Annotated in this window: 17 protein-coding genes; 6 read left to right on the top strand and 11 right to left on the bottom strand. The window is 64.7% G+C overall.

Annotation, left to right across the window (positions count from 1 at the left end):
• The first annotated feature begins 26 nt into the window (after positions 1 to 26).
• Together hslO and ACWKWX_RS16160 are read left to right on the top strand one after the other, a co-directional pair.
• Positions 27 to 929 carry an Hsp33 family molecular chaperone HslO gene (gene hslO / locus ACWKWX_RS16155; RefSeq protein WP_416421934.1) on the top strand — a complete coding sequence of 301 codons (903 nt, stop codon included), beginning with the start codon at positions 27 to 29 and terminating at the stop codon, positions 927 to 929.
• 179 nt (positions 930 to 1,108) lie between these two features.
• The gene (locus ACWKWX_RS16160; protein ID WP_416421935.1) at positions 1,109 to 2,653 is read left to right on the top strand and encodes a phosphoenolpyruvate carboxykinase; all 1,545 of its coding nucleotides are present in this window, start codon (positions 1,109 to 1,111) and stop codon (positions 2,651 to 2,653) included.
• Positions 2,654 to 2,739: 86 nt separating this feature from the next.
• Here ACWKWX_RS16160 and ACWKWX_RS16165 read toward each other — a convergent pair whose 3' ends face one another.
• Positions 2,740 to 3,774 (bottom strand): S8 family peptidase, encoded by a 1,035-nt coding sequence (locus tag ACWKWX_RS16165; protein WP_483828278.1) that lies wholly within the window; start codon positions 3,772 to 3,774, stop codon positions 2,740 to 2,742.
• 194 nt (positions 3,775 to 3,968) lie between these two features.
• Between ACWKWX_RS16165 and ACWKWX_RS16170 the strand changes: the two genes are divergently transcribed.
• Positions 3,969 to 5,204 carry a 3-hydroxyacyl-CoA dehydrogenase gene (locus tag ACWKWX_RS16170; protein WP_416421937.1) on the top strand — a complete coding sequence of 412 codons (1,236 nt, stop codon included), beginning with the start codon at positions 3,969 to 3,971 and terminating at the stop codon, positions 5,202 to 5,204.
• Positions 5,201 to 5,629, top strand: a complete 429-nt coding sequence (locus ACWKWX_RS16175) for an acyl-CoA thioesterase (RefSeq protein ID WP_483828279.1) — start codon at positions 5,201 to 5,203, stop codon at positions 5,627 to 5,629. Before ACWKWX_RS16170 ends, ACWKWX_RS16175 begins: the two co-directional genes overlap by 4 nt.
• A gap of 93 nt (positions 5,630 to 5,722) precedes the next feature.
• Here the strand turns inward: ACWKWX_RS16175 and ACWKWX_RS16180 are convergent, their stop codons facing one another.
• The 3 genes from ACWKWX_RS16180 to yrfG form a co-directional block, all read right to left on the bottom strand.
• Positions 5,723 to 6,190 carry a YMGG-like glycine zipper-containing protein gene (locus ACWKWX_RS16180; RefSeq protein WP_483828280.1) on the bottom strand — a complete coding sequence of 156 codons (468 nt, stop codon included), beginning with the start codon at positions 6,188 to 6,190 and terminating at the stop codon, positions 5,723 to 5,725.
• Between the two features lie 230 nt (positions 6,191 to 6,420).
• Complete coding sequence (gene fdhD / locus ACWKWX_RS16185; protein ID WP_483828281.1) at positions 6,421 to 7,212, bottom strand: formate dehydrogenase accessory sulfurtransferase FdhD; 792 nt, start codon at positions 7,210 to 7,212, stop codon at positions 6,421 to 6,423.
• Between the two features lie 188 nt (positions 7,213 to 7,400).
• Positions 7,401 to 8,063 carry a GMP/IMP nucleotidase gene (gene yrfG / locus ACWKWX_RS16190; protein WP_483828282.1) on the bottom strand — a complete coding sequence of 221 codons (663 nt, stop codon included), beginning with the start codon at positions 8,061 to 8,063 and terminating at the stop codon, positions 7,401 to 7,403.
• A gap of 91 nt (positions 8,064 to 8,154) precedes the next feature.
• Between yrfG and nudE the strand changes: the two genes are divergently transcribed.
• Together nudE and cysQ are read left to right on the top strand one after the other, a co-directional pair.
• Entirely contained in the window at positions 8,155 to 8,721 is a 567-nt protein-coding gene (gene nudE, locus ACWKWX_RS16195; RefSeq protein WP_416421942.1) for an ADP compounds hydrolase NudE, read from the top strand.
• Complete coding sequence (gene cysQ / locus ACWKWX_RS16200; RefSeq protein WP_483828283.1) at positions 8,718 to 9,548, top strand: 3'(2'),5'-bisphosphate nucleotidase CysQ; 831 nt, start codon at positions 8,718 to 8,720, stop codon at positions 9,546 to 9,548. The genes nudE and cysQ overlap by 4 nt, the downstream gene beginning before the upstream one ends.
• Positions 9,549 to 9,652: 104 nt before the next feature.
• Here cysQ and ACWKWX_RS16205 read toward each other — a convergent pair whose 3' ends face one another.
• The 7 genes from ACWKWX_RS16205 to rfbB are packed head-to-tail and all read right to left on the bottom strand — an operon-like array spanning position 9,653 to position 16,715.
• The gene (locus ACWKWX_RS16205) at positions 9,653 to 10,108 is read right to left on the bottom strand and encodes a thioesterase domain-containing protein (RefSeq protein WP_416427522.1); all 456 of its coding nucleotides are present in this window, start codon (positions 10,106 to 10,108) and stop codon (positions 9,653 to 9,655) included.
• A gap of 2 nt (positions 10,109 to 10,110) precedes the next feature.
• The gene (locus ACWKWX_RS16210; RefSeq protein WP_416421944.1) at positions 10,111 to 11,496 is read right to left on the bottom strand and encodes a sigma-54-dependent transcriptional regulator; all 1,386 of its coding nucleotides are present in this window, start codon (positions 11,494 to 11,496) and stop codon (positions 10,111 to 10,113) included.
• A complete protein-coding gene (locus ACWKWX_RS16215; protein ID WP_476294905.1) occupies positions 11,493 to 13,301 on the bottom strand; it encodes a sensor histidine kinase in 1,809 nt (602 codons plus the stop codon). The genes ACWKWX_RS16210 and ACWKWX_RS16215 overlap by 4 nt, the downstream gene beginning before the upstream one ends.
• A 42-nt stretch (positions 13,302 to 13,343) precedes the next feature.
• Positions 13,344 to 14,219: a dTDP-4-dehydrorhamnose reductase gene (gene rfbD, locus ACWKWX_RS16220; protein WP_416421946.1), complete on the bottom strand. Its 876-nt coding sequence runs from the start codon at positions 14,217 to 14,219 to the stop codon at positions 13,344 to 13,346.
• Complete coding sequence (gene rfbC / locus ACWKWX_RS16225) at positions 14,216 to 14,764, bottom strand: dTDP-4-dehydrorhamnose 3,5-epimerase (protein ID WP_483828284.1); 549 nt, start codon at positions 14,762 to 14,764, stop codon at positions 14,216 to 14,218. The genes rfbD and rfbC overlap by 4 nt, the downstream gene beginning before the upstream one ends.
• Positions 14,761 to 15,636, bottom strand: a complete 876-nt coding sequence (gene rfbA / locus ACWKWX_RS16230; protein WP_483828285.1) for a glucose-1-phosphate thymidylyltransferase RfbA — start codon at positions 15,634 to 15,636, stop codon at positions 14,761 to 14,763. Before rfbA ends, rfbC begins: the two co-directional genes overlap by 4 nt.
• On the bottom strand, positions 15,633 to 16,715 hold the full coding sequence (gene rfbB, locus ACWKWX_RS16235) for a dTDP-glucose 4,6-dehydratase (RefSeq protein ID WP_483828286.1): 1,083 nt from the start codon (positions 16,713 to 16,715) through the stop codon (positions 15,633 to 15,635). The genes rfbA and rfbB overlap by 4 nt, the downstream gene beginning before the upstream one ends.
• Positions 16,716 to 16,867: the final 152 nt, after the last annotated feature.

A 16,867-nucleotide genomic window follows, 5' to 3' on the forward strand; every position in this document is an offset into this window, starting at 1 on the left:
CACTATTATCAGATACCCAGACCCCTATGCACGACACACCGGACACCGATTACACCCAACGTTTCATCTTCGACGAATGCGACATTCGTGGTGAGATGGTTTCGCTTGAGCGCAGCTACGCCGAAGTGCTGGCCAAGCATCCCTACCCGGAACCGGTTGCCCAGCTGCTGGGTGAATTCATGGCTGCCGCCGCGTTGCTGGTCGGTACCCTGAAGTTCGACGGCCTGCTGATTCTGCAGGCGCGTTCCGAAGGCCCGGTGCCGCTGTTGATGATCGAATGCTCCAGCGAGCGCGACATCCGCGGCCTGGCGCGTTACGAAGCCGACGCCATCAACCCCGGCGCCACCCTGGCCGACCTGATGCCCAACGGCATGCTGGCCATGACCGTAGACCCAAACAAGGGCCAGCGCTACCAGGGCATCGTCGAACTGGACGGCGCCGACCTGTCGGAATGCTTCACCAACTACTTCAAGATCTCCGAGCAGTTGGGCACGCGCTTCTGGCTCAACGCCAACGGTTCGCGCGCCCGCGGCATGCTGCTGCAGCAACTGCCGGCCGACAAACTCAAGGACGCCGAAGAGCGCGAAGCCAGCTGGCAGGACGCAACCGTGCTGGCCGGCACCCTCACCGCCGAGGAACTGCTGGGCCTGGACAACGAGACCATCCTGCACCGCCTGTACCACGACCAGGCCGTGCGCCTGTTCGACGTGCAGCCCCTGCGCTTCCGCTGCAGCTGCTCGCGCGAGCGTTCTTCCCGCGCGCTGGTCAGCCTCGGCGAAGCCGATGCCCAGGCCCTGGTGGCCGAGCGTGGCGGCGTGATCGAGATCGATTGCCAGTTTTGTAGCCAACGCTATCTCTTTGATAGCACTGAAGTTACACAGCTTTTCGCCGGCGGTGGTCTTGAAGTGCCGTCAGATACCCGTCACTGAAACGTTTAAGTAGAACCAGATCGCGTAAGTGCCGCCGGGTTGCCGCCGTTTCGACAGGAGGCCTCTACTATTTCCGGACGTTTCTGGCATAATCCGGCCCACTTTTAGAGCTGTAGTAGTTTTTTTGTCTCTACTACAAAACGTTTGGAGTACTCGGCCCTGGGCCGACGGGGAACCTCATGACGCAAGCTAATAACACCGTGTACACCGATCTGAGCATCGATGAGCTGGTACAAGAAGCCCTGAAGCGCGGTGAAGGCGAGCTTGCCGATACTGGCGCGCTGGTCGTGAAAACAGGTCACCGTACCGGTCGTTCGCCGGTTGACCGTTTCATCGTTGAAGAATCCTCCACCCAGGACGCAATCGCCTGGGGCCCAATCAACCGCAAGTTCCCGGCCGACAAGTTCGACGCCCTGTGGGACCGCGTTGCCGCCTACCTGGGCGAGCGCGAGCGGTTTGTCTCCCACGTTCACGTAGGCTCTGATGAAGCGCACTACCTGGCCGTCAAGATGACCACCGAGACTGCCTGGCACAACCTGTTCGGCCGTTGCCTGTTCATCAACCCGGAACACTACAACCCGGGCGCCAAGCAGGAATGGCAGGTCATGAACGCCCCTTGGTTCGTGTGCGAACCAGAGCGTGACGGCACCAATTCCGACGGTACCGTGATCATCAATTTCGCGGCCAAGAAAGTCCTGATCGCCGGCATGCGCTACGCCGGTGAAATGAAGAAGGCCATGTTCTCGGTGCAGAACTTCCTGCTGCCGGCTGCCGACGTGCTGCCAATGCACTGCGCGGCCAACATGGGCGAAGAGGGCGACGTAACCCTGTTCTTCGGCCTGTCGGGCACCGGCAAGACTACCCTGTCGGCTGACGAAAGCCGTTACCTGATCGGCGACGACGAGCACGGCTGGGGCGAAGGCGTTGTCTTCAACATCGAAGGCGGCTGCTACGCCAAGTGCATCGACCTGTCCGAGAAGAACGAGCCGGTCATCTGGAAAGCCATCCAGCACGGCGCCGTCCTGGAGAACGTGGTCCTGGACCCGGTCACCAAGAAGGCCGACTACGCCGATGACAGCCTGACCCAGAACAGCCGCGCCGCCTACCCGCGCGAGCTGATCGAGAAGCGCGCGCCGAAGAACCTCGGTGGCGAGCCGAACGCCGTTATCTTCCTGACCTGCGACCTGACCGGCGTGCTGCCGCCAGTGTCCATCCTCAGCGAAGAGCAGGCTGCCTACCACTTCCTGTCGGGCTACACCGCGCTGGTGGGTTCGACCGAAATGGGCTCGGGCGCCGGCATCAAGTCGACCTTCTCCACCTGCTTCGGCGCGCCGTTCTTCCCGCGCCCGGCTGGTGAGTACGCCGAACTGCTGATCAAGCGTATCCGTGGCTTCAACTCCAAGGTCTACCTGGTCAACACCGGCTGGACCGGCGGTGGCTACGGCGTTGGCAAGCGCTTCAACATCCCGACCACTCGTGGCGTGATCGCGGCCATCCAGAGCGGCGCCCTGATCGGTGCCGAGACCGAGCACCTGGGCACCATCAACCTGGACGTGCCGAAGGCCGTACCGGGCGTTGATACCGTACTGCTGAACCCACGCAACACCTGGGCTGATCAAGCCGCTTACGACGAAGCAGCCAAAGGCCTGGCCAAGCTGTTCATCGAGAACTTCAAGAAGTTCGACGTCAGCGACGCCATCCGCACTGCCGGTCCACAGCTGTAACAGCTGCCCGACCTAAAAAGCCGCCCCCCGGGGCGGCTTTTTTCATGCCTGTACTCCGCCCCGTAGCAGCTGCCAAAGGCTGCGTCCTACAACCGCGAAGCCGCATCCAAGTCCATCAACCCCTGCCCATACGCCTCACTGTTGGCATAGATCCCGCGCTTGTTGGCCGTGCTCAACAACAAGTCCCTTAACTGCTGTGGGCTCTTGTCCGGATAACGGCTCTGCAGCCCCGCCAACGCACCGGCCACTAACGCCACCGCCGGCGAGGTGCCCGCCGTCTCGACGAACCTGCCGTCCTTGCCCGTGGTCAGCAACCCTGCGCCGGCATCGCCGCCCGGCACGGCAATGCACCAGGCCCGCGCCACCCCGCAGTAATTGGACTTGGCATTGATGGCCGTGCCGTCGGCCTTCAACGCCACCACGGCCAGCCAGCCTTTCTCCAGCTCCGGCATGGCCAGCGGCAGCCCTGGCTCGGCCAACGGTTCGCGCTTGAGCTCATTGCCCGCGGGGAACACGAACACCGCGCCCTTGGCCACCAGCTCGCGGGCGCCAAGCAGCGACGCTTCCATGATCTGCTTGTAGCGCGCCTCGGTAATCTCCGAAGCCGGCACCGCGTTCGCCCAGGAGTTGCTGAGGATGCGTGCGCCCTTGTCGAAGGCGAAGCGCCAGGACTTGGCGATTTCCTCGTCAAAATAGAACGGCTCGTTGTCATCGCCGAAGCGCAGGGGCACCAGTTTGGCCCGGTAGGCAATGCCGTGCATGCCCTGGGCGTCCTTGTTGGCCGCCAGCACGCCGGCCATCTGCGTGCCATGGCCGACCCGGTCGATGGTGCCGCTTTGCTTGGCCACGTAGTCGTAGCCCGGGTCGGCAATGCGCCCGGTGAACGAGGGCAGGTCCAGGTTCAGGCCCGAGTCGATCAGGCCGACGATCACCCCCTCGCCAGTGCCGCCGCGGGCATACAGGGCTGACGCCTTGACCACTGCCAGCGCCGGCTGGGCGGCGTATTCCGGGGTTTCGAACGCCTTGCGCTCAACGGCAGCGGCGGTGGCGGCGAAGCCCAGCAACAGGGCGGGAAACAGTAAGGTGAAGCGAGGGCGAGGAAGACGGTGTGCGTCCTGCATGGGAAGCTCCAGGGATAGAAAATCAAGGCACCCACTATCGGCATTTCACCCCGTCGTTGCATGGCGGTACTGTTTCCGGGTGTTTGATGAATTCAGCCGCTGAATAAGCCTCATCACACGAATAAAGTTCAAAACCAGGCCGTGCTGTTCTATGGTTTGGGGATTGCCCAGCTACCTTCATCAGAGGATCTGCCATGAGCCAAAGCACCTACGACATCCAGCGCGCCGCCGTTATTGGGGCCGGAACCATGGGCCGGGGCATTGTGATGTGCCTGGCCGCCGCCGGCATCCAGGTGAAATGGATGGACAGCAACCCGCAGATGCTCAACCAGGCGCTGGAGATTGTGGGACACACCTGGGCACACAATGTCGAGCAGGGGCGCATCGACGCCGCCGAGTCGGCGCGGCGCCTGGCGCGCATCGCCAAGGTTGCCGACTACCCGGCCATCTTCGACGTCGACCTGGTGATCGAGGCGGTGTACGAGAACCTCGAGCTCAAGCAGCAGATCTTCCGCGAGCTGGACCGCGTACTGAAGCCCGGCGCCATCCTGGCCAGCAACACCTCGGCGCTGGACATCGACGCCATTGCCTCGGCCACCAGCCGCCCCGAGCAGGTGCTGGGCCTGCACTTCTTCAGCCCGGCGCACATCATGAAACTGCTGGAGGTGGTGCGCGGCGCCAGGACCTCGCCCGAGGTGCTGCAGGCGGGCCTGGCCCTGGGCGACCGCATGGGCAAGGTCAGCGTGGTCTCGGGCAACTGCCACGGCTTCATCGGCAACCGCATGTTGCACCCTTACGCCAAGGAAGCGCGGATGATGCTACTCGAAGGTTCGCTACCGTTCGAAGTGGACTCGGCGCTGCAGGGCTTCGGCTTCGCCATGGGGCCGTTCCGCATGTACGACGTGGTCGGCATCGACCTGGAATGGCGCGCGCGGCAGCTGTCTGGCCAGGGCATGAACGAGCCCGAGGTGCAGATCGACAACCGCCTGTGTGAAATGGGCCGTTTCGGCCAGAAAAGCGGCGATGGCTACTACCACTACGAACAGGACAGCCGCCAGGCCGAGCACGACGACGAGGTCGACGCCCTGGTGATCGGCGTCAGCCACGGCATGGGTTACGACCGCCGGGCCATCGGCGCCGAGGAAATCGTCGACCGCTGCGTGCTGGCGCTGGTCAACGAAGGCGCGAAGATTCTGCAGGAAGGCATCGCCCAGTCCGCCCACGACATCGACCTGGTGTACCTCAACGGCTACGGCTTCCCCAAGGAAGGCGGCGGCCCCATGGCCTGGGCCGACAAGCAGGGCCTGGCCGAGATCGAACGGCGTTTGCTGGAGTTCAAGGGGCGTTTCGGCGAGCATTGGCAACCGGCTGAACTGATCAGCCGGCTGGCCCGCGAGGGCGGCACTTTTGCACAGGCGACCCACGGATGAATGAAGCAATGCCCCAGCGCGAGGATTACCGGCACTTCCAGCCGATCACCACGCGCTGGCACGACAACGACGTGTATGGGCACGTCAACAACGTCACCTACTACAGCTTTTTCGACACGGCGGTGAACACCTACCTGATCGAACAGGGCGGCCTGGATATTCACGACGGCGGGGTGGTGGGCTTTGTGGTGAGCTCGTCCTGCGACTACTTCGCGTCCATCGCCTTCCCTGAGCGCATCGAGATCGGCCTGCGCGTGGGCAAGCTGGGCAACAGTTCGGTGCAGTACGAGTTGGCGGTGTTCAAGGCGGGCGAGGCGGACGCCTGCGCGGCGGGGCGTTTCGTGCATGTGTTCGTGGACCGCGCCAGCAACCAGCCGGTGGCGATCCCGCCGGCGCTGCGCGACGCCCTGCAACGCCTGGCTTGACTCAATAACGCGTCGCCTGCATCGCGACTAAAGTCGGCTCCTACGCTGATCGTGGTAGGAGCAGACTTCAGTCGCGATTCAGGCAACGCCGTTTTAGCGGCGGTGCCAGTGGCGACGGTCGTGGTGGTCCCAGCGACGGTCGTGGCCACGGTAGTGACGACGGTCGTCGTAGTCGCGGCCGCGGCTGTGGGCCTCGCGGTTGCTTTCATTGCCCATGTAGTTGCCCAGCGCGCCACCGGCGCCACCGCCGGCTGCCGCGCCGATCAGGCCGCCGGTGCTGCCGCCCATGCTGTGGCCCAGCACGTTGCCGCCTGCGGCACCCAGGCCACCGCCAATGGCGGCTTGGCCACGGCTGTGCTTGTTGGCGCCCACGGCCGCGCCACCGGCGCCACCCAGGCCGGCGCCGATCGCAGCGCCGGTGCTGCCACCCAGTTGCTGGCCGACGGCTGCGCCCAGCACCCCACCCAATGCGCCACCAATACCTGCTTCTGCAGTGCCGCCGGCGGAGGCGAAGCCGCTGACCAGGCTCAGGGACAACAAGAGAATCGAGGTGTACTTCATAGACAAAGTCTCAGTGGAATGACGGCGCGATCCTGAGGCTCTGTAAGCAAGCTGACAACATGAAACCGACGAATAACACGACTTGTACACAATTTAACAAGTCATTGTTTTCATGATGAAACTTTATGAATTTCGGTCGGTCATATGTACTTCGGGGAGGCCTTTTCAGCAGTGAAAAGGCCTTTTTTGTTGGTTTTGCTACATGACTTTCCTGAAGCATACCGCAGTGTTCAAGCCTTAGAAACGCTGTACACCCGCGGGCCGCTTTTCTGCGGAAGATGAATCAGGTTCAAGTTGTGCCGGCGCGCCCACTGCACCGCCAGGCCAGTGGGTGAAGACAGGCTGACCAGGGTCTGGATGCCCGCCCGCAGCACCTTCTGGATCAGTTCCAGGCTACAGCGGCTGGTGACAACCGCCAGGCCGCCGCTGGTGGCCACCTGTTGGCGGATCAAGGCGCCGATCAGCTTGTCCAGCGCGTTGTGACGGCCGATGTCCTCGCGGCCCATCAGCAGCTCGCCCTCGGCATTCATGAACAGCGCCGCGTGTACGGCGCCGCAGTGCTGGCCCAGGGGCTGGAACGCGCTGATGCGCTGGCGCAGGCCGTCCAGCCACTGCGCCGGGGGCAGGGCGCCGCCGGCCAGTACCTTGAGTTCAGGCAGCGCCTGTTCCACCGCCTCCACGCCGCACAGGCCGCAGCCACTGGTGCCGGCCAGTTGGCGGCGCTGGTCCTTGAGGTTCCAGAACGCCCGGCTGGAAATTTCCACCTCGGCCTGCTGCGCCGAGCCGCAACCACTGAGCTTGAGGTCGTAGATGTCGTCCGCGGAGCTGATGATGCCGCTGCCGATGCTGAAACCGACGATGAAGTCTTCGAGGTCCGTGGGGCTGACCAGCATCACCGCCTGGCTGATGCCGTTGTAGGCGATGGCCAGGGCGACCTCTTCGGCCAGCGCGGTGTCGGCGCTTTCGTGCAGGTCGAGGCTCTGGTAGCTGTAGGTCAGGCTGGCCGGTTGCAGGGTGTCCATGGAGGCGTACCGCTTGAGTGTGTGGGGAAAGCCTAGGCTTGGGCGGCTTTTGCGTCTAATTGTTAAGGGCAATCCGGTGATCGATGAGGTCGATGGTGGTGCGTTTGACGCGGCCTTGAGGCCGCTGCTACAGGGGGAGGCGGCGTTACCGAACCCGTAGCAGCTGCCGAAGGCTGCGTCCGGGGTGATTACAACCCCGGCAACAATTCGCGGTAATCGTCCACTGCGGCGAATTCTTCGGTGTCCTTGTGGCCCTTGCGGCTGTCCGGCTCGCGCACCGCCAACAGGTGGCCGACGCCAAAGGCGCGGGCGCTGCGCAGGATGGGCAGGGTGTCGTCGATGAACAGGCTGCGCGCCGGGTCGAAGCCGATATCGTCCTGCAGCGCGCTCCAGAAGTTCTGGCTCTCCTTGGGGAAGCCGTAGTCATGGGAGCTGATCAGCCGCTCGAAATACGGCGCCAGCGCCACGCGCTCAAGCTTCACCGACAGCGAGTCGCGGTGGGCATTGGTGATCAGGATGACGCGCTTGCCGGCCTGGCGCACGGCGGCCAGGAACGTATCGGCATAAGGGCGCATGGCGATCAGGTGCGCGGTTTCCAGCTTCAGCTCGCGCACCGGCAGGCGCAACTCGTTGCTCCAGAAATCCAGGCAGTACCAGTTCAGGGTGCCGGCGTTGCGCTCGAACAGCGGGCGCATTTCCAGTTCCGCCATGGCGCGGCTCACGCCGTGGGTCTCGGCGTAGCGTTGGGGCAAATGTTCCAGCCAGAAGTGATTATCGTAATGCAGGTCCAGCAAGGTGCCGTCCATGTCCAGGAGGACGGTGTCGATATCGCGCCAGGTTATGGAATGCATACGAAAGATTCTCAAACAGTGGGTGGACAAGAATGGCATGTGCCGCGCCAAGCCACGGTATAGTAACCCGTTCACGCCAAGGAGCCGCCCCATGCGCCAGAAACCCACCGTACTCGCCCGCGAAATAGTCGCCAGTAGCCGTTTGTTCCGGGTCGAGGAGGTGCAGCTGCGGTTCGCCAACGGCGTGGAGCGCACCTATGAGCGCCTGGTGGGGCGCGGCAACGGTTACGGCGCGGTGATGATCGTGGCCATGGTCGACGCCGAGCACGCGGTGCTGGTCGAGGAGTACTGCGGTGGCACCGACGCCTACGAGCTGTCGCTGCCCAAGGGCCTGATCGAGCCGGGCGAGGACGTGCTGGCCGCAGCCAACCGCGAGCTCAAGGAAGAAGCCGGCTTTGGCGCGCACCAGCTGGAGCACCTCACCGAGCTGTCGCTGTCGCCCGGCTACATGAGCCAGAAAATCCAGGTGGTGCTGGCCACCGACCTGTATGAAGAACGCCTGGAGGGCGACGAGCCCGAGCCCATGCGCGTCGACCAGGTCAACCTGCGCGAGCTGTCCACCCTGGCCACCCACCCGCAATTTTCCGAGGGCCGCGCGCTGGCCGCGCTGTACCTGGCCCGTGACCTGCTGATCCAGCGTGGAGCCTTTACCCTATGACCTATCCTCATCCGCTGTTGCCGGGCGTCATCGCGCTGGCCCACCAGGCTGGCGAAGCGATCCTGCCGTTCTGGCGCGCCGATGTGGCGGTGACTGCCAAGGCTGACGAATCGCCGGTGACCGCGGCGGACCTTGCCGCCCACCATGTGATCGTCGCCGGGCTGACCGCGCTGGATGGCTCGATTCCGATCCTGTCGGAAGAAGACTGTGGCATCTCCTTGGCCGAGCGCCAGGGCTGGACGCGCTGGTGGCTGGTGGACCCGCTGGACGGCACCAAGGAATTCATCGCCGGCAGCGAGGAATTCACCGTCAACATCGCCCTTATCGAGCAAGGCCGGGTGGTGTTCGGCGTGGTGTCCACGCCCACCAATGGCAGTTGCTACTACGGCGGCGCCGGCCTGGGCGCCTGGCGTGCGCGTGCGGGCGAAGCGCCCGAGGCGATCCAGGTGCGCACCCAGCCACCGGCGGGTGAAGCCTTTACCGTGGTGGCCAGCCGGCGCCATTCCAGCCCTGATCAAGAGCGCCTGCTGACGGGCCTGGCGGCAAGCTTGGGCGAGCTGGCGCTGGCCAATGTCGGCAGTTCGTTGAAGTTCTGCCTGCTGGCCGAAGGCGCCGCCGACTGCTACCCGCGCCTGGCGCCGACGTCGCAGTGGGACACTGCCGCCGCCCAGGGCGTGCTGGAAGGCGCGGGTGGCGAGGTGCTGGATGTGGAGGGGCAGCCGTTCACTTACCCTGCGCGCGAGTCGCTGCTCAATACCTTCTTCCTGGCGTTGCCGGCTGCGGCGCCGTGGCGTGAGACGCTGTTGCGGCTCTGCAGAGTCGCGTAGCGGCTACGCCTCTGTGGGAGCTGGCTTGCCAGCGAGCTGTTGAAGACCGAAAAGCTCGCTGGCAAGCCAGCTCCCACAAAAGCAATTGCTGCTACGGGACCGTGTCACCGGTGCAGCACGTACTGCCCGGTGAACTGCACCGCGGGTTGATTGCTGCCCTGGTTCACCACGAATGTGCGCAGCTCCAGCCGGGCACGGCCATGGCGATTCCAGGTGGCCACGAAGCGTTTCCAGGCTTTTTCGTCTGGCGCCTCGCACACCGCCTCGGCATCACCGGTCACCGGTAGCGGGTAGCTGATCTGGCCTTCCTGGATCACGATATGCCCGCCCTCAATGCCCGCCTCGCGCAAGCGCAGGTGCAGCCAGCCCCAGCCTGCCAGCACGGCGCCACAGTAGAGGCTGCCGCCGAACATGGTGCTCTTGTGGTTGACGTTGGGGGCCAGCGGCAGGTGCAGGCGCAAGGTCGAGCCTTGCCAGCTGCGGACCTCCATGCCCATTTCCCGGGTCAAGGGAATATCGCCGTGCAGCACGGCTTGTAGTTCGGTGCAGTCCTGGTTCATGTTCATGCCTCGCCCTCATCGCCAGCGGCGAAGTTCAAGCCGTGCTTGCGCAGTTTGTCGTGCAGGGTCTTGCGCGGTACCCCAAGGGCTTCGGCCAGGCTGCGCAGCGAGCCGTGGGGCCTGGCCATTTCCGCGGCAATCAGCGCGCGTTCGAAGTTTTCCACCTGCTCGCTGAGGTTGCCGGTCATCGGCGCTTGCTGGGCGGCTGGCGCGGGCGCGCTGTTGTCCAGCTCAAGGTCCAGCCCCAGGGCGAAGCGCTCGGCGGCGTTCTGCAGTTCGCGCACGTTGCCCGGCCAGCTGTGGCGCAGCAACAACGCGCGTTCGCCAGGCAACAGCTGGTTGGGCAGCAGGCCGTGGCGCTCGCTGGCGGCCGTGGCGAAGTGCTCGAACAGCACCAGCGCATCTTCGCCGCGCTCGCGCAGCGCTGGAATGCGCAGCGACGCAACGTTCAGGCGGTAGTAGAGGTCGGCGCGGAAGCGTCCCTGGTCGGCGGCCTGGCGCAGGTCTTCCTTGGTGGCGGCGATGATGCGGATGTCCAGCGGGATCAGCTGGTTGCCGCCCAGGCGTTCCACCACGCGCTCCTGCAGCAGGCGCAGCAGCTTGACCTGCACGTCCAGGCTCATGCTCTCGATTTCGTCGAGGAACAGCGTGCCGCCGTTGGCGAATTCGAACTTGCCGATACGGCGTTTCTGCGCGCCGGTGAAGGCGCCGGGCTCGTGGCCGAACAGCTCGCTTTCCACCACCGATTCGGCCAGCGCCCCGGCGTTGATGGCCACGAACGGGCCGTTGCGGCGGCTGGACAGGTCGTGCAACGCACGCGCCACCACCTCCTTGCCCGCGCCTGTCTCGCCCAGAATCAGCACGTCGGCCTTGGTCGGCGCCAGTGCGCCGATCTGTTCGCGCAGGCGCAGCATGGACGGGGATTGCCCCAGCAGCCGCGCGCTCAAGGCGTGGCGGTCGCTGAGGGCCAGGCGCAGGCTGCGGTTGTCCAACACCAGGCGGCGCAGGGCCAGGGCGCGGCGCACGCTGTCCAGCAGGGCGTCGCTGGCGAAGGGTTTTTCCAGAAAGTCGTAGGCGCCGGCGCGCATGGCCTGCACGGCCAGCGGCACATCGCCGTGGCCGGTGATCAGCAGCACCGGCAGCTCGGCATCCTGGGCATGCAGCTGCTGCAACAACTCCAGGCCGTCGAGGCCCGGCATGCGGATATCGCTGACGATCACCCCCGGCCAGTCACGCTCGATGCGTTCGGCCAGGCCATTGGCGTCGGCCAGGGGCAGGATCTTCAGGCCGGCCAGGTCCAGGGTCTGGCTCAGGGCCTGGCGCAGGTGCGGATCATCGTCCACCAGCACCACCTGGGTCTGGCTGTCGATGGCAGGGGCCGTGCTCATGCGGAAGGGTCCTCGGGTGGTTGCAGGTTGACGCCGGGTGGTGCGCTGCGCAGGCGCAAGGTCAGCAGTGCGCCGCCCTGGGGGTGGTTGGCCAGCAGCAGCTCGCCGCCCAGCGCCCGCATCAGGGTATCGCAGATGGCCAGCCCCAGGCCAAGGCCCTGGGTGCGGGTCTTGGTGGTGAAGAAGGGTTCGCGGGCGCGGGCCATGGACTCACGGGTAAAGCCGGGGCCGTTGTCGCGAATCAGCAGTTCCACGCCGTCGGCGGTCTGCTCGGCGCTGATCCACAGGCAGCGGGGCGTGGCTTTTTCGGTCAGGGCATCGAGGGCGTTGGCCAGCAGGTTGCTCAGCACCTGGCGCAGCCGTGTTTCACCGGCCTGCACCCACAATGGCGCATCGGGCAGGTCGCGGAACAGCTCCACCGCCATGGCTCGTCGACGCTTGGCCAACAGCGCCAGGGCATCATCCAGGGCGGGCTGCAGGGCCACGCTTTCCAAGGCATGGCGGTCGCGGCGGGCGAAGGCGCGCAGGTGGGCGATGATCGAGGCCATGCGCCCGGTCAGCTCGCCAATCAACTTGAGGTTGCCGCGGGCGTCTTCGGTGCGCTGGTGGTCCAGCAGCACTTCGGCGTTCTCGGCGTAGCTGCGGATCGCTGCCAGCGGCTGGTTGAGTTCGTGGCTGATGCTGGCCGACATGGTGCCCAGCACCGACAGCTTGCCGGCCTGCACCACTTCGTCCTGCACGCGCACCAACTCCTGCTGGGCCTGTTCGCGTTCCAGCACTTCCTGGCGCAGGCGGCTGTTGAGCGCCTCGAGGTCGCGGGTCCGTTCGCTCACCCGAACCTCCAGCTCACCCCGGGCCTTGGCCTCGAAGGCGATGCGGTCGAGGTAATTGCGCCGGCGCTGCATCATCAGCCCCAGCAACAGCATCAACACCAGCAAGGCTGCGCCGCCGATGGCCAGCACTGTGCGCACCGGGCGGTCGACCAGCGCCCGCGGGGCGAGGATGCTGGCGTTCCAACCTGTCTCGGCGATGGGGTGGGTCTGCATCAGCCAGGCCTTGTCGCCCAGGCTCAGGGGCTGCGGCTCCTGGGTGGGGTAGGGCTGGATGGAGGCGATGGCCTGGTGTTCCTCGTCCGTCAGCGGCCGGGTGGCGCGGAAACGCCATTCGGGGTTGGAGGTCAGGATCACCACGCCGTGCTGGTCCGTCAGCATCAGCTGTTCGGGGGTGTTGCCCCACAGGTTTTCGGTGTGGTCCAGGTCGACCTTGACCACCAGCGCGCCGACTACCTTGTCGCCCTCGTGCACGGCGGCGGCGAAGAAGTAGCCGCGCTTGCCCGAGGTGGTGCCCATGCCGAAGAAACGGCCCAGGCGCCCGGCGATGGCGTCGCTGTAGTAAGGCCTGAAGGCAAAGTTGCGGCCCACGAAGCTGTCTTTTTTCTCCCAGTTGGACGCTGCCAGGGTGTTGCCGCTGGGGTCCAGCAGGTACATCACCTCGGCGCCGGTCTGTTCGCTGATGTCCTTGAGCAGCCGGTTGGCGTGTTCCACCACCTGCGGGTTGCCCGGCTCGGCCAGCGTAGCGCGCAGCGACGGCAGGTCGCCGAGGATCTGCGGCAAGGTTTCGTAACGGTGCAGGGTGCCCAGCAGGTTGGCCACGTACAGGTCCAGGGTCTGCCGGTTCTGGCTTGCCAGTTCGCTGCGGTAATAGCGTTCGGCAAGGTGCTGCAACGGCCATAGCAGCGGGGCCAGGCACAGGGCCAGCAAGGCGAGGCTGCGCCAACGGGGGCGGCGGGGAAGCGAGGGAGTCATGTCAGGAACAAATGCGCCGGAGGGTGTCCGGCGCATTATGCGTCATGCCAGGGGAGCCAGGCACTCAATCAGCGCTTCGCGCCAGTTGGGCAGGTGCAGGTTCCACTGTTGTTCCAGGCGGCTGCAGTCCAGGCGCGAGTTCAACGGGCGCACCGCAGGGGTGGGGTAGGCGCTGGACGGAATGGGCTCCAGCGTCGCGCACGGCTTGTCCTGCGCCAGCAGGTGTTTGCCGATTTCCTGGGCGAAACCGAACCACGAGGTTTCGCCCTTGGCGGTCAGGTGGTAGGTGCCCCACGGGCCGGCCTGGCCGTTGAGCCAGTGCTCGATGAGGGTCTGGGTGGTGCCAGCGATGGTGCCCGCCCAGGTGGGCGCGCCGATCTGGTCCGCCACCACGCGCAGCTCCGGCTTCTCTTGCAGCAGGCGCTGCATGGTCAGCAGGAAGTTGCGCCCGTGCAACGAATACACCCAGCTGGTACGCAGGATCAGGTGCTTGCCGCCCACGAACCGAATGGCCTTCTCGCCCTCCAGCTTGCTGCGCCCGTAGACGCCCAGCGGGTTGGTCTCGTCGTCCTCGGTGTAGGCACCCTCCTTGCGACCATCGAACACGTAGTCGGTGGAGTAGTGGATCAACGGGATGTCCAGCGCGGCGGCCTCTTCGGCGAAGATGCCGGGCGCGGTGGCGTTGATGGCGAAAGCCAGATCCTCTTCCGTTTCCGCCTGGTCCACCGCCGTATGCGCGGCGGCGTTGATGATCAGGGTGGGGCGCAGCGTACGCACCACTTCGCGGATGGCTTCGGGCTGGGCCAGGTCCAGCTTGTCGCGGCCCAGCACGTGCAGCTCGCCCAGGTGGCCCAGGCGTTGTTGCAATTCACGCGACACCTGGCCGAACTGGCCACTGATGAGGATCTTCTGGCTCATGGGAACAGGTCAGCCTCTTGCAGGGATTTGCCTTGCTGGTCCTTGGCCGACAACTGCGGGACGATGCCGTCCAGTTCCCAGTCGATGGCCAGCGTCTCGTCGTCCCAGCGGATGCAGCGCTCGGCGGAAGGGGTGTAGTAGTCGGTGGTCTTGTAGAGGAACTCGGCGTAGTCGCTGAGCACCACGAACCCGTGGGCGAAGCCCTTGGGTACCCACAGTTGGCGGTTGTTCTGCGCGCTCAGGCGCACGGCCACCCATTTGCCGAAGGTGGGCGAGCTGCGGCGGATATCCACGGCAAGGTCCAGCACCTCGCCGGCGGTGACCCGCACCAGTTTGCCCTGGGCGTTTTCGATCTGGTAATGCAGGCCGCGCAACACGCCCTTCTGCGAGCGTGAGTGGTTGTCCTGCACGAAGGCTTCGGTAATGCCGGTGGCCTGTTCGAAAGCCTTGGCGTTGAAGCTCTCGTAGAAAAAGCCGCGCTCGTCACCAAATACCTTGGGCTCGATGATCAAGACCTCGGGTATTTCGCTGGCGATCACATTCATCTGGTTTCCCCTGTAATGCTGTACAGATATTGGCCGTAGCCGGTTTTACCGAAGTATTTGGCGCGCACCAGCAGTTGCTCACGGTCGATCCAGCCGTTCTGGTAGGCGATTTCTTCCAGGCAGGCCACTTTCAGGCCCTGGCGGTGTTCGATGGTCTGCACGTACTGGGAGGCTTCCAGCAGGCTGTCGTGGGTGCCGGTGTCCAGCCAGGCGAAGCCGCGGCCGAAACGCTCCACGCGCAGGTCGCCGCGCTGCAGGTAGGCGTTGTTGACGTCGGTGATCTCCAGTTCGCCGCGTGGGGACGGTTTCACGTCCTTGGCGATCTGCACCACGTCATTGTCGTAGAAGTACAGGCCGGTCACGGCATAGCTGGATTTGGGCTGCGCCGGTTTTTCCTCGATGGACAGCGCCTTGCCGTCTTCGTCGAAGTCGATCACGCCAAAGCGTTCCGGGTCTTTCACCCAGTAGCCGAACACCGTGGCGCCCTTGGGCTGGCTGGCAGCACGTTTCAGCTGCTCGCCGAAGTGCTGGCCGTGGAAGATGTTGTCGCCCAGGATCAGGCACACCGAGTCGTCGCCGATGAACTCCTCGCCAATCAGGAACGCCTGGGCCAGGCCGTCCGGGGAAGGCTGCTCGGCGTAGCTGATGCTGATGCCGAACTGGCTGCCGTCACCCAGCAGCTGGCGGTATTGCGGCAGGTCGGTGGGCGTGGAGATCAGCAGGATCTCGCGGATGCCGGCCAGCATCAGCACCGAGATCGGGTAGTAGATCATCGGCTTGTCGTAGATGGGCAGCAGTTGCTTGGAAACCCCCAGGGTGATGGGGTGCAGGCGTGTGCCGGAGCCACCGGCCAGTACGATACCCTTGCTCATGCGATCAGATCCTTTGGTTCAGTGGAGCCCAGGCGTTCGCCCTGGTAACTGCCGTCTTGCACGCGACGGCACCATTCCTGGTTGTCCAGGTACCACTGCACGGTCTTGCGCAGGCCGGTCTGGAAGGTTTCATCGGGCACCCAGCCCAGTTCGCGCTCGATCTTGCTGGCGTCGATGGCGTAGCGCAGGTCGTGGCCCGGGCGGTCCTTGACGAAGGTGATCAGCTCGGCGTACTGGCTGATGCCGGCCGGGTGGTTGGGTGCCAGTTCGTCCAGCAGCGCGCAGATGCTGCGCACCACGTCGATGTTCTGCTGCTCGTTGTGGCCGCCGATGTTGTAGGTCTCGCCGACCTTGCCTTCGGTTACTACTTTGAACAGGGCGCGGGCGTGGTCTTCCACGTACAGCCAGTCGCGCACCTGCTTGCCATCGCCGTACACCGGCAGCGGCTTGCCTTTCAGGGCATTGAGGATGACCAGCGGGATGAGCTTTTCCGGGAAGTGGAACGGCCCGTAGTTGTTCGAGCAGTTGGTGACCAGCACCGGCAACCCGTAGGTGCGCTGCCAGGCCCGGACCAGGTGGTCGGAGGCCGCCTTGCTGGCCGAGTAGGGCGAGCTGGGCGCGTACGGGGTGGTTTCGGTGAACAGGTCGTCGACGCCGTGCAGGTCGCCGTACACCTCGTCGGTGGATATGTGGTGGAAGCGGAAGGCTTCCTTCTCGGCGGCCGGCAGCTTGGACCAGTAGGCGCGGGTGGCCTCCAGCAGGCTGTAGGTGCCGACGATGTTAGTCTGGATGAAGTCCGACGGGCCGTCGATGGAACGGTCGACATGGGACTCGGCTGCCAGGTGCATGATTGCATGGGGCTCGAAGCGCGCCAGCACGGCGCTGACGGCAGCCTGGTCGGCGATGTCGGCCTGGACGAATTCGTAACGACTGTTGCTGGCAATGCTGGTCAGCGATTCCAGGTTGCCGGCGTACGTCAGCTTGTCGAGGTTGAGCACTTCGTGCCCAGTGTTTTCAATCAGATGGCGAACGAGGGCCGAGCCAATGAAACCGGCGCCTCCGGTAATGAGAATTCGCATGTCGATCTGCCTTCTTCCATAAACTGACATTGAGCGGTTGCAGCATAGCTTGTGGGCTGAGGTTGCCCGGTGCAAGCGTGATTCATCGACAAATAGTCACAAATGCCCATGAACCGCCAAATTTTCCAAGGCGCTTGCTTAACGCGAGGCGC

The sequence above is a fragment of the Pseudomonas imperatae genome (assembly GCF_057128625.1).

Coding starts and splice junctions, on each gene's coding strand:
- hslO (WP_416421934.1), top strand. CDS start 27: ATGCACGACACACCGGACACCGATTACACCCAACGTTTCATCTTCGAC.
- ACWKWX_RS16160 (WP_416421935.1), top strand. CDS start 1,109: ATGACGCAAGCTAATAACACCGTGTACACCGATCTGAGCATCGATGAG.
- ACWKWX_RS16165 (WP_483828278.1), bottom strand. CDS start 3,774: ATGCAGGACGCACACCGTCTTCCTCGCCCTCGCTTCACCTTACTGTTT.
- ACWKWX_RS16170 (WP_416421937.1), top strand. CDS start 3,969: ATGAGCCAAAGCACCTACGACATCCAGCGCGCCGCCGTTATTGGGGCC.
- ACWKWX_RS16175 (WP_483828279.1), top strand. CDS start 5,201: ATGAATGAAGCAATGCCCCAGCGCGAGGATTACCGGCACTTCCAGCCG.
- ACWKWX_RS16180 (WP_483828280.1), bottom strand. CDS start 6,190: ATGAAGTACACCTCGATTCTCTTGTTGTCCCTGAGCCTGGTCAGCGGC.
- fdhD (WP_483828281.1), bottom strand. CDS start 7,212: ATGGACACCCTGCAACCGGCCAGCCTGACCTACAGCTACCAGAGCCTC.
- yrfG (WP_483828282.1), bottom strand. CDS start 8,063: ATGCATTCCATAACCTGGCGCGATATCGACACCGTCCTCCTGGACATG.
- nudE (WP_416421942.1), top strand. CDS start 8,155: ATGCGCCAGAAACCCACCGTACTCGCCCGCGAAATAGTCGCCAGTAGC.
- cysQ (WP_483828283.1), top strand. CDS start 8,718: ATGACCTATCCTCATCCGCTGTTGCCGGGCGTCATCGCGCTGGCCCAC.
- ACWKWX_RS16205 (WP_416427522.1), bottom strand. CDS start 10,108: ATGAACCAGGACTGCACCGAACTACAAGCCGTGCTGCACGGCGATATT.
- ACWKWX_RS16210 (WP_416421944.1), bottom strand. CDS start 11,496: ATGAGCACGGCCCCTGCCATCGACAGCCAGACCCAGGTGGTGCTGGTG.
- ACWKWX_RS16215 (WP_476294905.1), bottom strand. CDS start 13,301: ATGACTCCCTCGCTTCCCCGCCGCCCCCGTTGGCGCAGCCTCGCCTTG.
- rfbD (WP_416421946.1), bottom strand. CDS start 14,219: ATGAGCCAGAAGATCCTCATCAGTGGCCAGTTCGGCCAGGTGTCGCGT.
- rfbC (WP_483828284.1), bottom strand. CDS start 14,764: ATGAATGTGATCGCCAGCGAAATACCCGAGGTCTTGATCATCGAGCCC.
- rfbA (WP_483828285.1), bottom strand. CDS start 15,636: ATGAGCAAGGGTATCGTACTGGCCGGTGGCTCCGGCACACGCCTGCAC.
- rfbB (WP_483828286.1), bottom strand. CDS start 16,715: ATGCGAATTCTCATTACCGGAGGCGCCGGTTTCATTGGCTCGGCCCTC.